The sequence below is a fragment of the Klebsiella sp. H-Nf2 genome (genome assembly GCF_002806645.1).
GTDB classification, from domain to species: Bacteria; Pseudomonadota; Gammaproteobacteria; order Enterobacterales; family Enterobacteriaceae; genus Klebsiella; species Klebsiella variicola.
The window spans coordinates 213,071-226,343 of record NZ_PIBL01000004.1 but is presented as its reverse complement, the minus strand read 5'-3'; the positions used below and the strand labels follow the sequence as shown (position 1 = coordinate 226,343).

Annotated in this window: 16 protein-coding genes; 9 read left to right on the top strand and 7 right to left on the bottom strand. The window is 57.6% G+C overall.

Annotated elements, in window-relative coordinates; translation table 11 throughout:
• Positions 1-48: 48 nt before the first annotated feature.
• Positions 49-408: an arsenate reductase (glutaredoxin) gene (arsC, locus tag CWM58_RS13385; RefSeq protein ID WP_061153691.1), complete on the bottom strand. Its 360-nt coding sequence runs from the start codon at positions 406-408 to the stop codon at positions 49-51.
• 9 nt (positions 409-417) lie between these two features.
• Entirely contained in the window at positions 418-1,881 is a 1,464-nt protein-coding gene (bepA, locus tag CWM58_RS13380; RefSeq protein ID WP_100681094.1) for a beta-barrel assembly-enhancing protease, read from the bottom strand.
• A 51-nt stretch (positions 1,882-1,932) separates the two neighbouring features.
• Here bepA and CWM58_RS28585 point away from each other — a divergent pair, with 51 nt between their 5' ends.
• On the top strand, positions 1,933-2,049 hold the full coding sequence (locus CWM58_RS28585; RefSeq protein ID WP_012540910.1) for a hypothetical protein: 117 nt from the start codon (positions 1,933-1,935) through the stop codon (positions 2,047-2,049).
• 54 nt (positions 2,050-2,103) lie between these two features.
• Positions 2,104-3,168, top strand: a complete 1,065-nt coding sequence (locus CWM58_RS13375) for an AI-2E family transporter (protein ID WP_061153693.1) — start codon at positions 2,104-2,106, stop codon at positions 3,166-3,168.
• Between the two features lie 61 nt (positions 3,169-3,229).
• On the opposite strand, the gene bcp is transcribed toward CWM58_RS13375, so the two are convergent.
• Entirely contained in the window at positions 3,230-3,700 is a 471-nt protein-coding gene (bcp, locus tag CWM58_RS13370; RefSeq protein WP_074387880.1) for a thioredoxin-dependent thiol peroxidase, read from the bottom strand.
• A 3-nt stretch (positions 3,701-3,703) separates the two neighbouring features.
• On the bottom strand, positions 3,704-4,270 hold the full coding sequence (locus CWM58_RS13365; RefSeq protein ID WP_002913804.1) for a glycine cleavage system transcriptional repressor: 567 nt from the start codon (positions 4,268-4,270) through the stop codon (positions 3,704-3,706).
• Positions 4,271-4,423: 153 nt separating this feature from the next.
• Between CWM58_RS13365 and dapA the strand changes: the two genes are divergently transcribed.
• The 6 genes from dapA (at position 4,424) to ypfH (ending at position 11,080) form a co-directional block, all read left to right on the top strand.
• Complete coding sequence (gene dapA / locus CWM58_RS13360; RefSeq protein ID WP_002913803.1) at positions 4,424-5,302, top strand: 4-hydroxy-tetrahydrodipicolinate synthase; 879 nt, start codon at positions 4,424-4,426, stop codon at positions 5,300-5,302.
• Between the two features lie 16 nt (positions 5,303-5,318).
• The gene (bamC, locus tag CWM58_RS13355; protein WP_061153694.1) at positions 5,319-6,353 is read left to right on the top strand and encodes an outer membrane protein assembly factor BamC; all 1,035 of its coding nucleotides are present in this window, start codon (positions 5,319-5,321) and stop codon (positions 6,351-6,353) included.
• 231 nt (positions 6,354-6,584) lie between these two features.
• Positions 6,585-7,298, top strand: coding sequence for a phosphoribosylaminoimidazolesuccinocarboxamide synthase (gene purC, locus CWM58_RS13345; protein WP_061153695.1), 714 nt, complete (start codon positions 6,585-6,587; stop codon positions 7,296-7,298).
• Positions 7,299-7,419: 121 nt separating this feature from the next.
• Positions 7,420-8,295: a neutral zinc metallopeptidase gene (locus tag CWM58_RS13340; protein ID WP_100681093.1), complete on the top strand. Its 876-nt coding sequence runs from the start codon at positions 7,420-7,422 to the stop codon at positions 8,293-8,295.
• Positions 8,296-8,304: 9 nt separating this feature from the next.
• On the top strand, positions 8,305-10,308 hold the full coding sequence (locus CWM58_RS13335; RefSeq protein WP_100681092.1) for a tRNA(Met) cytidine acetyltransferase TmcA: 2,004 nt from the start codon (positions 8,305-8,307) through the stop codon (positions 10,306-10,308).
• Positions 10,309-10,384: 76 nt separating this feature from the next.
• Complete coding sequence (gene ypfH / locus CWM58_RS13330; RefSeq protein WP_100681091.1) at positions 10,385-11,080, top strand: esterase; 696 nt, start codon at positions 10,385-10,387, stop codon at positions 11,078-11,080.
• Between the two features lie 48 nt (positions 11,081-11,128).
• On the opposite strand, the gene CWM58_RS13325 is transcribed toward ypfH, so the two are convergent.
• The 3 genes from CWM58_RS13325 to CWM58_RS13315 are packed head-to-tail and all read right to left on the bottom strand — an operon-like array spanning position 11,129 to position 12,843.
• Positions 11,129-11,332, bottom strand: coding sequence for a YpfN family protein (locus tag CWM58_RS13325; RefSeq protein ID WP_002913768.1), 204 nt, complete (start codon positions 11,330-11,332; stop codon positions 11,129-11,131).
• Positions 11,333-11,358: 26 nt separating this feature from the next.
• Entirely contained in the window at positions 11,359-12,486 is a 1,128-nt protein-coding gene (gene dapE / locus CWM58_RS13320; protein WP_100681090.1) for a succinyl-diaminopimelate desuccinylase, read from the bottom strand.
• 3 nt (positions 12,487-12,489) lie between these two features.
• A complete protein-coding gene (locus CWM58_RS13315; protein WP_008803838.1) occupies positions 12,490-12,843 on the bottom strand; it encodes an ArsC family reductase in 354 nt (117 codons plus the stop codon).
• A gap of 366 nt (positions 12,844-13,209) precedes the next feature.
• On the opposite strand from CWM58_RS13315, the gene ypfM reads away from it, so the two are divergent.
• Positions 13,210-13,269 carry a protein YpfM gene (gene ypfM / locus CWM58_RS13310; protein WP_100181659.1) on the top strand — a complete coding sequence of 20 codons (60 nt, stop codon included), beginning with the start codon at positions 13,210-13,212 and terminating at the stop codon, positions 13,267-13,269.
• Positions 13,270-13,273: the final 4 nt, after the last annotated feature.

The window sequence follows — 13,273 nt, the reverse complement described above, 5'->3', positions numbered from 1 at the left end:
GGAATCGGCCACGTAAAAAAAGCGCCGCGAAAGCGCGGCGCAGATGGGTTAGCTTACGATCTCAAGGACCTGCTCCGGCGGGCGGCCAATACGCGCCTGGCCATGGCTGACGACGATAGGGCGTTCGATGAGCTTAGGATTGTCGACCATCGCCTGAATCAGCGCTGCGTCGCTAAGCGCCTGGTCGGCAAGATTGAGCGATTTGTACAGATCCTCCTTCTGGCGCATGAGCTCGCGGGGGCTCTCCATACCCAGCAGCTGCAGCAGCTGACGCAGCGTATCGGCATCCGGCGGTGTGTCGAGATAGAGCACCACCTCTGGATCGATGCCGCGGCTCTGCAGCAGGCTCAGCGTTTCGCGGCTCTTCGAGCAGCGTGGGTTATGGTAAATTTTTACCGCGTCGGTCATGGGGTCTCCTTACATTTTTTGATAGGGGCGGAAGCGGGCCTGCAGATCGCGTAGCTGGTCGATACGGGCATCGTAACGCGCCTGCTGCAGGCTACCAAGTTTCACCTGCGAGCTGGCGCTGCTGAGCAGGGAAATGGCTTGATCCAACTGACCGACCAGCGCCATGCTTTCTGCCCGCGCCGCCAGCTCCTGATCGCGATTACCCAGCGCGCCTTCCGCCTGCGCCAGCAGGTCCCAGCCGTTGCCATCCTCTTTATTGGTAAAGGTATACCGGTTCAGAATGGTCGCCGCTTCCCCGGGCTGTCCGCCCTGCAGCAAGGCGTTGGCCAGGTTCAGCTGCAACACCGGACTCGTGCGTAGCTCGCGGGCGTTTTTAAGGCGGTTGATGGCGTCGCTGGTTTTCTTCTGCCCGAGGTCGATATCCGTGGCCAGGTCGAGATACCAGGCGTTTTGCGGGTCGGCGCTGAGTAGCGGCTGCAGCGTTTTGCGTGCCTGGTCAAAGTTGTTGCTTTCCATCGCCAGCAGAGCGCGGCCGTACTGCGCGGCATGCTGTTGGCGGATGTTGCCCTTATCCCAGGCGTTAAGCAGATCGGTGCCCAGTTTATTGTCGCCGTTGGTGTACATCCCAAGGGTACGCGCCTTCGCCATATAGAAGTCTGCCGAGGACTGCACGACCACCGGACGCATCTGATTGGCGCGGTTACGGGCATCGGCCAGTCGGCTTTCCGGCAGGGGGTGGGTGAGCAGCATTTCTGGCGGCCGTGTCGAGTAGCGCGACTCATCAAGCAGTTTACCCATAAACATCGGCATGGCCTGCGGGTCGAATCCCGAGCGCTGCAGGACCTGAATGCCTATCCGGTCGGCTTCTTCTTCATTTTGCCGGGTGAAGCTGATCATACCTTGTTGGGTCCCGGCCAGCGTCCCGGTCAGCGCCGCCATCCCTGCCTGTGGACTGGCCATCGCCAGCAGAATCGAACCCAGGGCACCGACCCAGGTGAGCGGCGCATTGCGCTTCTGATCTTCCATCGCGCGGGCGAGATGCCGCTGCGTAACGTGGGAGATTTCGTGCGCCATGACAGAGGCCAGTTCGCTCTCATTATCAGAGTAGCGGAACAGGGCGGAGTGGAGGACCACGTTGCCGCCAAAGAAGGCGAAGGCGTTGATTTGGTCGTTATTAATCAAATAGAAATGAAACGGGGTGCGCACTGAGTTCGCGTGCGCCACCAGACGCATGCCCAGCCCGTTGATATATTGTACCAGCAGGGGATCGTTAATCAGCGGCGCGCTGCCGCGCAGCTGGCGCACATAGTAATCCCCCATCTGCATTTCCTGACCAATTGACAGCGTGCTTCCTGCAGAGGTCCCCATGTCCGGCAGCGTATCTGCGGAGTCAGCAAAAGCAGGGCCTATCGAACCCAGCGTCAGCGAGGCGATGACGGTCGCCACCAGCGTTTTCTTTAACTGCCTGAACATAACCTCTGTCCTGTAATGTGGGTGTGCCAGTTTGACCGATTGTGCGACGCAATGTTCCCTGGCCGCATCCCAGCGAGTTTAGCTGGCGTTGGCCGCCTTGAAAATATGATCTTCACGGCGGAGAACGGTTTGTCTGCGGCGCATCAAAAAGCGAAGTCTTTTTTGTGACACTTCGATACAATTCCCCGGATTGTCGCCGCTTGGCCCTTCAGGGAAGGTTTTATGCTTGAGATGTTAATGCAGTGGTACCGCCGTCGATTCAGCGACCCTGAGGCGATAGCGCTGCTGGTTATTTTGCTTGCCGGTTTCGGCATCATGTTCTTTTTCAGCGGTCTGTTAGCCCCGTTACTGGTGGCTATCGTACTGGCCTATCTGCTGGAGTGGCCGACGGTTCGTCTGGAGCGGATTGGCCTGTCGCGCACCTGGGCGACCTCGCTGGTGCTGATCCTGTTCGTTGGCATCCTGCTGTTGCTGGCCTTTGTGGTGATGCCGGTGGCCTGGCAGCAGGGGATCTATCTTATCCGCGATATGCCGGGTATGCTCAACAAACTCTCTGATTTCGCTGCCACGCTGCCGCGGCGCTATCCGGCGTTAATGGATGCCGGCATCATCGATGCGATGGCGGAAAATATGCGCAATCGGATGCTGACGATGGGCGACTCAGTGGTGAAGTACTCCCTGGCCTCGCTGGTGGGGCTGCTCACCCTGGCGGTCTATCTGGTGCTGGTGCCGCTGATGGTCTTCTTCCTGCTGAAGGATAAAGAGCAAATGCTTAACGCGGTGCGCCGTGTGCTGCCGCGCAACCGCGGGCTTGCCGGGCAGGTGTGGAAGGAGATGAATCAGCAAATCACCAACTACATTCGCGGTAAGGTGCTGGAGATGATTGTCGTCAGCGTCGCCACCTGGATAGGCTTTATTCTGTTTGGCCTCAACTACTCGCTGCTGCTGGCTGTGCTGGTGGGCTTCTCGGTGCTGATCCCCTATATTGGCGCGTTTGTGGTGACCATCCCGGTGGTGGGCGTGGCGCTGTTTCAGTTTGGCGCTGGCACCGAGTTCTGGAGCCTGTTCGCGGTCTATCTGATTATTCAGGGACTGGACGGCAACCTGCTGGTTCCGGTGCTGTTCTCTGAGGCGGTCAATTTACACCCGCTGGTGATTATCCTGTCGGTGGTGATCTTTGGCGGACTGTGGGGGTTCTGGGGCGTCTTCTTCGCCATTCCGCTGGCCACGCTGATTAAAGCGGTGGTGCATGCCTGGCCGGATGGTCTGGTGGTTGACGACGACTGACGGGGTCGGGATAAAAAAAGACGCCGGGCAAGGATTTCCTCCCCCGGCGTCTTGCTTTGCATCAGGCGTTTTCTTTCAGCCAGTTCAGCACCACGTCGTGGTGATTGCTGGTTTTGAAGTCATCAAAGACATGTTCGATTTTGCCATCGGCATTGATGAGGAAACTAATACGGTGAATACCGTCGTAGGTTTTCCCCATAAAGGATTTTTCGCCCCAGACGCCAAACTGCTCGCACACCTGATGGTTTTCATCAGACAGCAGCGTGAAGTTCAGTAACTCTTTTTCGGCGAAACGCGAAAGCTTTTCCGGTTTATCGGTGCTGATACCCAGCACTTCTACACCGGCTTTCTTCAGGTCGTCCATATTATCGCGCAAGCCGCACGCCTGTACTGTGCAGCCCGGGGTCATGGCTTTCGGGTAAAAATAAACCAGGACACGTTGTCCCTGGAAGTCGGTTAAATTTACTTCCTCGCCGTCCTGGTCCGGTAAGCTAAATTTCGGTGCAATATCACCGGCTTTCAGTGGGGTCATGGGTTAAACTCCATCCTGTTCATCATGCTGTGAATAATTAACGATGTTAATACTGCCTTGTGCGTTGAGTTCTGTACATAGGGCTTTGAACGCTTGTTCGATATTTGCTGCATTTTGCGTCGCAGGACTGTGGGCAGTTATCTGGATAAAAAGCTGCGCGGAATCGCCGTCTCCCGGCTGAGTGCGGGACACCAGTTCCGCGATATTCATATTCCATGTATCGCACAGGGCAGTAAAGCGCTCGATGATATGCGGTGAGTCCGGCACCTCAACCTGGACCCAAACGGTGTTTGGCATAGCCTGCGGCGGGCGCGCGGTGGTGCGTTTCATCACGATCAACAGTTCCAGCTCCGCACCTTTCAGCGGCAGGGTTGATTCGATCAGGTTAATCGCATTCCACGACCCGGAAAGCAGCATGATAAACGTAAACTCATCACCGAGCATGGCCAGCCGGCTGTCTTCGATATTACAACCGCAGCTGCTGACGTGGCGAGTGATCGTATTCACGATGCCGGGACGGTCAGCCCCCAGGGCGGTAATAACCAGATAGTGTTGTAATGAGGCTGTCAAACCTGTTCTTCCTTTAAAAAGGTGAGGTAACATTAGGAAAGCATAAAAAAAACCGCCATACAACATCCCTGATGGCGTCGGGTCTCTTGCTTTTATTGCAGCTCCAAACGTAACATTGAGAATCTTGTCGCACTTCTGCTCTGAGGATGGCCCATGTTCACGGGAAGTATTGTAGCGCTTGTCACGCCGATGGATGAAAACGGTAATGTCTGCCGGACAAGCCTGAAAAAACTGATTGATTACCATGTCGCCAACGGAACCTCGGCGATCGTTTCGGTAGGGACTACCGGTGAATCCGCAACGCTGAGCCATGAAGAGCATGGCGACGTGGTGATGATGACGCTGGAACTGGCTGACGGGCGTATCCCGGTTATCGCTGGAACGGGAGCCAATGCAACCGCAGAGGCGATTAGCCTGACCAAACGTTTTAACGACAGCGGTGTTGTCGGCTGCCTGACGGTCACTCCTTACTATAACCGTCCGACCCAGGAAGGCCTGTTCCAACACTTTAAAGCTATCGCTGAACATACTGACCTGCCGCAAATTCTGTATAATGTGCCGTCCCGTACCGGTTGCGATATGTTGCCGGAAACCGTTGGCCGTCTGGCGGAAATTAAAAATATTGTCGGTATTAAGGAAGCAACAGGGAACTTAAGTCGTGTTCACCAGATCAAAGAGCTGGTTTCAGACGACTTTATCCTGCTGAGCGGTGACGATGCGACCGGTATGGACTTCATGCAGCTCGGCGGTGTGGGCGTGATTTCCGTTACGGCCAACGTGGCGGCGCGCGAAATGGCCGACATGTGCCGTCTGGCGCTGGCGGGTCAATTTGCCGAAGCGCGTGCGATTAATCAGCGTCTGATGCCACTGCATACAAAATTATTTGTCGAACCCAATCCTATCCCGGTGAAATGGGGATGCAAGGCGTTGGGTCTTGTGGCGACCGATACGCTGCGCTTGCCGATGACGCCCATCACTGACCACGGTCGTGAAGCCGTCACCGCCGCGCTGAAGCATGCCGGTTTGCTGTAAAGTTTAGGGAGATTTGATGGCTTACTCAGTACAGAAGTCGCGCCTGGCGAAGGTTGCGGGTGTTTCGCTGGTTCTACTCCTCGCGGCCTGTAGTTCCGACTCGCGCTATAAGCGTCAGGTGAGCGGTGATGAGGCCTATTTACAGGCATCACCGTTGAGCGAACTTCACGCGCCGGCGGGGATGATCCTGCCGATTCAGGTGGGTGATTACAACATTCCGGTGGCCAACAGCACCGGCGCGGTGGGTAAAGCGCTGGACATTCGCCCACCGGCGCAGCCGCTGGCGCTGGTCAGCGGTGCGCGGACCCAGTTTAACGGCGATACCGCGACGCTGATGGTTGAGAACGGCCGCAGCGGTTCGCTGTGGGCGCAGGTCACCAGCATCCTTCAGTCGAAGAACTACGTTATCGCGAAACGCGATGATGCGAGCCAGACGCTGAACACCGACTGGGTTGAGTGGAACCGCCTTGATGAAGATCAGCAGTATCGCGGTCGTTATCAAATCTCCGTCAAACCGCAGGGCTATCAGCAAGCGGTAGTCGTCAAGCTGGTGAATCTGGAGCAGGCGGGTAAACCGGTTGCCGATCCGGCGTCCCTGCAGCGCTACAGCACCGCCATGCTGAACGTCATTTCGGAAGGCCTTGATGCGAGCGCCACCAGCGCCCAGAACGCGGCCCAGCGCAGTGCTGGCGCCACCTTCGACGTGCAGAGCGCTGCCGACGATACCGGCCTGCCGATGCTTGTCGTTCGCGCACCGTTTAACATGGTATGGCAACGTCTGCCGGGCGCTCTCGAGAAAGTGGGGATGAAAGTGACCGACAGCACACGCTCTCAGGGCAGCATGGCGCTGACCTATAAGCCGCTGTCTGACAGCAGCTGGCAGGAGCTGGGCGCACGCGATCCGCAGCTGGTTTCCGGTGACTACAAACTGCAGGTCGGCGACCTCGATAACCGCAGTAGCCTGCAGTTCATCGACCCGAAAGGTCACACCCTGACGCAGTCGCAAAATGACGCCCTGGTAGCCGTATTCCAGGCCGCATTTAACAAGTAATCAAAAGGGCTGGAGCAATCCGGCCCTTTTTAATGTATAGTGACGCAAACGTGTGCGTATACGCATTATCCTTCAAATCGCCTCTTTGTTGGCTGCCTTCGTTCACCCCAGTCACTTACTTCTGTAAGCTCCCGGGGATTCGCTCAGTTGCCGCCTCGATGCACTTTGAATGCTTTTGTGTATAGGCTGCGACGTATTTTTTTGGGCTTAATATCACTGGAGTGGTGAAAGATGAAAAAGCTAGCTGAGTTGTATCGTGGTAAAGCGAAGACCGTTTACAGCACCGATAATCCGGACCTGCTGGTACTGGAATTCCGTAACGATACGTCAGCAGGTGATGGCGCGCGCATCGAGCAGTTCGATCGTAAAGGCATGGTGAATAACAAGTTCAACCATTTCATTATGAGCAAACTGGCAGAAGCGGGCATCCCTACCCAGATGGAAGCGCTGCTTTCCGATACCGAATGTCTGGTGAAAAAACTGGATATGGTGCCGGTAGAGTGCGTGGTGCGTAACCGTGCGGCAGGCTCGCTGGTAAAACGTTTAGGTATTGAAGAAGGTATCGAGCTGAACCCGCCGCTGTTCGACCTGTTCCTGAAAAACGATGCTATGCACGATCCGATGGTCAACGACTCCTACTGCGAAACCTTCGGCTGGGTGAGCAAAGAGAATCTGGCGCGGATGCGCGAGCTGACCTACAAAGCCAACGACGTGCTGAAAAAGCTGTTCGATGACGCCGGTCTGATTCTGGTGGACTTTAAGCTGGAGTTTGGTCTGTTCAAAGGCGAAGTGGTGCTGGGCGATGAGTTTTCGCCGGACGGCAGCCGCCTGTGGGACAAAAACACCCTCGATAAAATGGACAAAGACCGCTTCCGCCAGAGTCTTGGCGGCCTGATTGAAGCCTACGAAGAAGTGGCTCACCGCCTGGGTGTTAAGCTCGACTAACCCGCCCGCCGCCAGAAGATAGCTTCATCTTCTGGCGCGCTTCCTGCTGTTTCCTGTGGTAATCCTGCGCTGAACCGCCTACGATCTCTGCTATTGATACATAACAGGGAATGAGGTGCTTATGCGCTGGCAAGGGCGTCGCGAAAGCGACAATGTTGAAGATCGACGTGGTCAATCAGGCTCGCCGTTTGGCGGTGGTGGAGGCGGTGGCTTCCGTCTGCCGAGCGGGAAGGGCGGCATTGTGCTGCTGATTATCGTACTGGTTGCGGGCTACTACGGCGTGGATTTGACCGGTATGCTGACCGGGGAGCCGATGCCGCAGCAGCAGACCTCCACGCAGCGCTCCATCAGTCCGAAAGACGATGAAGCAGCGAAGTTTACTTCCGTGATTCTGGCCACCACCGAAGATACCTGGGGACCGATCTTTGAAAAGATGGGCCGCCAGTACCCGCAGCCAAAACTGGTGCTCTACCGCGGCGCGACCCGTACCGGTTGCGGCACCGGCCAGTCGGTGATGGGGCCGTTCTATTGTCCTGCCGACAGCACGGTCTATATCGATCTGTCCTTCTACGATGAGATGAAAAATAAACTGGGCGCCGACGGCGACTTTGCCCAGGGGTACGTTATTGCTCATGAGGTGGGTCACCATGTGCAAAAACTGCTGGGCATTGAGCCGAAAGTTCGCCAGCAACAACAGCATGCCACTCAGGCCGAAGCCAACCGCCTGTCGGTTAAGATGGAGCTTCAGGCGGATTGTTTCGCCGGCGTCTGGGGTAATAACATGCAGCGGCAGGATATTCTGGAAACCGGCGATCTGCAGGAGGCGCTGAATGCCGCCGAGGCCATCGGTGATGACCGTCTGCAGCAGCAGAGCCAGGGGCGCGTGGTGCCGGACAGCTTTACTCACGGCACGTCAAAACAGCGTTATACCTGGTTCAAACGCGGTTTCGATAGTGGCGATCCGGCGCAGTGCAATACTTTCGGCAGCGCGCTGTAATCCTCGCCCATGATGGACACGCTGCTTAACCTCACCGCGCAGATGGCGCGAGAGGGGATCCGTCGCCTGCTGGTGCTCAGCGGCGATGAGGCCTGGACGCAGCAGCAGGCGCAGGCGCTACGGGAGCGGCTCGGCGGCGATGGTCTGTGGGTAGGCTCCGATCCGGTTTCTGCGCCCTGCGTGGCGCCTGGCGCCCTGAAGACGCTGCTGGGGCGGGAAGTGATGCACGCCTTTTTCGATGCCCGGCGCGGGTGTGACGTGGCGGCCCTGGCGGCCCTGAGCGGTACGCTGCGGGCGGGAAGCTGGCTGGTGCTGCTGACGCCGCCCTTCGCCGACTGGCCGACCCGGGCGGATGAGGACTCCCTGCGCTGGAGCGATACTCCCGATCCTATCGTTACCCCCAACTTTGTTCATCGCTGCTGCCGGCAGTTTATCGCCGATCCGGAGGTGCTGCTCTGGCAGCAGTCGGACCCGCCGTGCTTCCCGCTGGCTGCCCCGCGCCCTGACTGGCATCCCGCCGATGGCTACCCCCAGGCCGAGCAGGCGCTAATCCTTGAGCAACTGTTGCGGCTGCCGCCCGGTATCGCGGCGGTGACGGCAGAGCGCGGGCGAGGGAAATCCGCTCTCGCGGGCATGCTGCTGCGCCAGCTTGAGGGCGAGGCCATCGTCACCGCCCCAACGCGTAGCGCCGTTGATGTGCTGGCGAGCTTTGCCGGCGAGGCGTTTCGCTTTATGGCGCCGGATGCGCTGTTGGCGTCGCAAGAAACGGCGGCCTGGCTGATTGTCGATGAGGCCGCGTCGATCCCGGCTCCGCTTCTCCGGCAGCTGGTAAGCCGTTTTCCCCGCACGCTGCTCACCACGACGGTACAGGGTTATGAAGGTACCGGTCGCGGGTTCCTGCTGAAATTTTGCGCCAGCTTGCCCCATCTGCAGTCATTCAGCCTGAGCGCCCCGATCCGCTGGGCGGCGGGCTGTCCGCTGGAGTCAGCCATCCGTCAGCTGCTGATCTTTAATGATGAGGCATTTCGCGACGCGCCGACGGGGGAGGTGGTGCTGGAGGCGGTCAATCAGTCCTGCTGGCAATCGCTGCCTGCGCTACCGGAGGCGATGTATCAGCTATTGTCCGGGGCGCATTACCGGACTTCCCCGCTCGATCTGCGGCGCATGATGGATGCCCCGGGCCAGGCTTTTCGCTGCGCTCGCGCTGGCGGCGCAGTGGCGGGCGCGCTGTGGCTGGTGGCCGAGGGGGGACTTTCTCCCGAACTCAGCCGGGCGGTGTGGGCAGGGTTTCGCCGGCCGCGCGGGAATCTGGTCGCCCAGTCGCTGGCGGCCCATGGCGGCAGTCCCCTGGCGGCGACGCTGTCCGGGCTGCGGGTCAGTCGGATCGCTGTCCATCCTGCCCGTCAGCGCGAAGGTCTCGGGCAGAAGATGATCGCCGATATCGCCGCCGCTGCCGCAGGCTATGACTATCTGTCCGTCAGCTTCGGCTATACCCCTGAGCTGTGGCGCTTCTGGCAACGCTGCGGGTTTATCCTCGTGCGGCTGGGAACCCATCGCGAGGCCAGCAGCGGCTGCTATACCGCGATGGCTCTGTTCCCACTGACCGCGGCGGGGCACCAGCTCGCGCAGCGGGAGGCGCAGCGGCTGCAGCGTGATGAATACTGGCTTCGCCCGTGGCGGGACGAATCTGCGCCGCTGCCGGCCGTCGCAGACGCTATGCTTAGTGATGAAGACTGGCTGGAAGCGGCGAGCTTTGCCTTCGCCCATCGCCCGTTGGCCGCGGCGCTGGGCTGCCTCAACCGCCTGCTGATGCAGGTCGACATGCCGTTACCGGCCCTGCGCGGGCGTCTGCAGGGAGAAGAGGAAACCGCACTGTGCGCTGCGCTACAGCTGACGGGGCGTAAAGCCCTGCTGGCGAGATGGCGTCAGGAGGCCGCTGACGCCTTATGCTTCCTCGATGCAGCGCGTGCTGAGGCACTGCGTCAGCAGGTGGCACATCTGCAATTTTTTTAACTAACTCATTCAGTTAAATGACATGGTCATATCTGGCGAGCGGCGTAAACTGCCCGCATACACTAAGGAGACAGCCATGAAACACGATCATTTTATTGTTCAAAGCCCTGCGACGCCTGCGCAACAGCTGTTGCTGCTGTTTCATGGTGTGGGTGATAACCCGGTCTCTATGGGGCAAATCGGCAGCTGGTTCGCGCCGCAGTTTCCCGATGCGCTAATTGTCAGCATCGGCGGGGTCGAACCTTGCGGTCCCAACGGTCGGCAGTGGTTTTCGGTGCAGGGAGTGACGGAAGAGAATCGTCAGCAGCGTATTGATGCCATCATGCCGAGCTTCATTGAAATTGTGCGCTACTGGCAGGAGAAAAGCGGCGTCAGCCCACTGGCCACCGCGCTGATCGGTTTCTCTCAGGGGGCGATTATGTCGCTGGAGAGTATCAAAGCGTCGCCGGCTCTGGCTTCAAGAGTGATTGCCTTTAATGGCCGCTACGCGACGCTGCCGGTGACGGCAACGACAGCCACCACCATTCACCTGATCCACGGGGGCGAAGATCGGGTTATCGATCTGGCGTGGGCGGTGTCGGCTCAGGAGGCATTACAGCAGGCGGGCGGCGACGTGACGTTAGATATTGTTGACGATCTGGGGCATGCCATTGACGATCGCAGCATGCAGTTCGCGATCGAACGTCTGCGTTATACCGTGCCGAAGCACTATTTTGATGAGGCGCTGAGCGGCAGTACGCCAAAAGGGGACGATATCATCGAAATGCTGTAACCCCGGCGGACGGGGTTACAGGCGGGCTGTACCGCGATAAAGGCAAACTTACGGTTTCTTCGACTGGTCGTGCTTCGGCCAGTCGTCGTCATCGTCCCATTTATCGTTAAAATCGCGGTGAGGCGGCAGATCGGGTTTGTTGTTAAGGAATTTTTTGTGGTCAACGCGGTTCAGATCTTTGATCACGTTGATAATCACCCCCACTAAAAAGACCAGAACCAGAATCCACCAGTGTTTAATAAGCCATTCCATGCGCGCTTCCTCTTTACGTCAATTCGTCAGGCGACCAGCTGTTCCATTACGCGTTGATACATCCGTGCCAGCAGTTGCAGGTCGGCGGCGTTCACACATTCATTAATTTTGTGAATGGTTGCGTTCACGGGGCCCAGCTCAACCACCTGCGCCCCCATGCGGGCGATAAACCGTCCGTCAGAGGTGCCGCCGTTGGTCAACATCTGCGGTTTGATCTCATTATAGTGCTCAATTGCGCTCACCACCGCATCCACCAGCTTGCCGCGCCCGGTGAGGAACGGTTGGCCGGAGAGCCACCACTCCACGCTGTAACGCAGCTGGTATTTTTCCAGCAGGGCGACCACGCGGGCTTTGATCATCTCGTCCGTCAGTTCCGTACTGAAGCGGAAGTTGAACTGGACGAACATATCGCCGGGGATCACGTTGTTGCTACCGGTACCGGACTGCACGTTGGCAATCTGCATGCTGGTTGGCGGGAAAAATTCATTGCCTTTATCCCACTCGATATTGACCAGCTCCGCCAGCATCGGCGCCGCGCGATGGACAGGGTTATCGGCAAGGTGCGGATAGGCGACATGGCCCTGCACGCCGTGAATGGTCAGGTTGCAGGTCAGCGAGCCGCGGCGGCCGTTTTTCACCACATCGCCGACCACCTCGGTACTGGAGGGTTCGCCGACCAGACAGTAGTCCAGACGCTCATTACGCGCCATCAGCGTTTCCACCACTTTGACGGTGCCGTTTTTGGCGCTGGCCTCTTCATCTGAGGTGATTAAGAACGCCAGTCTGCCGCGATGATTCGGGTACTGCACGACAAAACGTTCCGCCGCCACCACCATCGCCGCCAGCGAGCCTTTCATATCTGCTGCACCGCGGCCGAACAGCATGCCGTCGCGGATGGTCGGTTCGAACGGGGGGTTGATCCAGCGGTCGGCGTCGCCCGGCGGAACCACGTCGGTGTGGCCGGCGAAGGCCAGCGTCTCACCGTGGCCGCGCCAGGCCCAGAAATTCTGTGTATCGCCGAAATCCATCGGTTCAACGGTAAAGCCGATCGCACGCAGGCGTTCAATCATTAACGCCTGGCATCCCGCATCATCGGGGCTAAGGGAAGGGCGGCGAATAAGCTGCTGAGCCAGCTCAATGACCGGGCAAGACATAGACTATACCTCGTTAAACTGCTGATAACTTGCTTCACTAAAACCCAGCAGCATAGGACGACCGGGCGCGCAGAGCAATGGGCGTTTGATAATCGCCGGCATTTCCAGCATCAATGCGGCCGCAGCGTCGGCATTATCGATGCTGTTGCGCAGCGACTCGTCGAGTTTGCGCCAGGTGGTGCCGCGGGTATTCAGCAGCGCCTGCCAGCCCAGTTCGGCAATAAAAGTATCCAGTTGCGCGCGGTCAAGGCCATCGGCGCGGTAGTCATGAAACTGATACGCAATCTGATGCGCTTCCAGCCAGCGACGGGCTTTTTTAATGGTATCGCAGTTTTTAATTCCGTACATGGTGAGCATAGATAACCCTTTTACATTCAATTAAGCGGTTAACTCAGATATTTCCGAATATATAAGTCTTAATGAAATAATACGTGATTCAGATGAATAAATATAACTTTTTACCGGGTATCTCAGACAATGGACTCAGGTGATTAATTTTTGCCCACTCACGGGCGTGATGTGAGGTCATTAACAATATTGCAAAAATGTGGTTTGAGGGTGCTCTGTGTCACATAATTTTTACATGCGAGGCGGCATAGTGGCGGCATCCAGAGGTTTTATCTCTGTCAGCGGTCCACTAGACAATCAGAGCAATAGGGGAGCACAACTTCCCATCAGCAATGAAGTTATATAGAATCGACCATAATAATAAGAGAGGCTATTATGATTGAACATGAACTGGGGAACTGGAAAGATTTTATTGAAGGCATGCTTCGTAAATAAATTT

What these genes read in the sequence shown, in the direction of transcription:
- bcp (WP_074387880.1), bottom strand. Translation starts at nt 3,700, where the DNA reads ATGACCCCACTGAAAGCCGGTGATATTGCACCGAAATTTAGCTTACCG.
- purC (WP_061153695.1), top strand. Translation starts at nt 6,585, where the DNA reads ATGAAAAAGCTAGCTGAGTTGTATCGTGGTAAAGCGAAGACCGTTTAC.
- ypfH (WP_100681091.1), top strand. Translation starts at nt 10,385, where the DNA reads ATGAAACACGATCATTTTATTGTTCAAAGCCCTGCGACGCCTGCGCAA.
- CWM58_RS13315 (WP_008803838.1), bottom strand. Translation starts at nt 12,843, where the DNA reads ATGCTCACCATGTACGGAATTAAAAACTGCGATACCATTAAAAAAGCC.
- CWM58_RS13340 (WP_100681093.1), top strand. Translation starts at nt 7,420, where the DNA reads ATGCGCTGGCAAGGGCGTCGCGAAAGCGACAATGTTGAAGATCGACGT.
- CWM58_RS13335 (WP_100681092.1), top strand. Translation starts at nt 8,305, where the DNA reads ATGATGGACACGCTGCTTAACCTCACCGCGCAGATGGCGCGAGAGGGG.
- dapE (WP_100681090.1), bottom strand. Translation starts at nt 12,486, where the DNA reads ATGTCTTGCCCGGTCATTGAGCTGGCTCAGCAGCTTATTCGCCGCCCT.
- bamC (WP_061153694.1), top strand. Translation starts at nt 5,319, where the DNA reads ATGGCTTACTCAGTACAGAAGTCGCGCCTGGCGAAGGTTGCGGGTGTT.
- dapA (WP_002913803.1), top strand. Translation starts at nt 4,424, where the DNA reads ATGTTCACGGGAAGTATTGTAGCGCTTGTCACGCCGATGGATGAAAAC.
- CWM58_RS28585 (WP_012540910.1), top strand. Translation starts at nt 1,933, where the DNA reads ATGTTCCCTGGCCGCATCCCAGCGAGTTTAGCTGGCGTTGGCCGCCTT.
- CWM58_RS13375 (WP_061153693.1), top strand. Translation starts at nt 2,104, where the DNA reads ATGCTTGAGATGTTAATGCAGTGGTACCGCCGTCGATTCAGCGACCCT.
- bepA (WP_100681094.1), bottom strand. Translation starts at nt 1,881, where the DNA reads ATGTTCAGGCAGTTAAAGAAAACGCTGGTGGCGACCGTCATCGCCTCG.
- CWM58_RS13325 (WP_002913768.1), bottom strand. Translation starts at nt 11,332, where the DNA reads ATGGAATGGCTTATTAAACACTGGTGGATTCTGGTTCTGGTCTTTTTA.
- arsC (WP_061153691.1), bottom strand. Translation starts at nt 408, where the DNA reads ATGACCGACGCGGTAAAAATTTACCATAACCCACGCTGCTCGAAGAGC.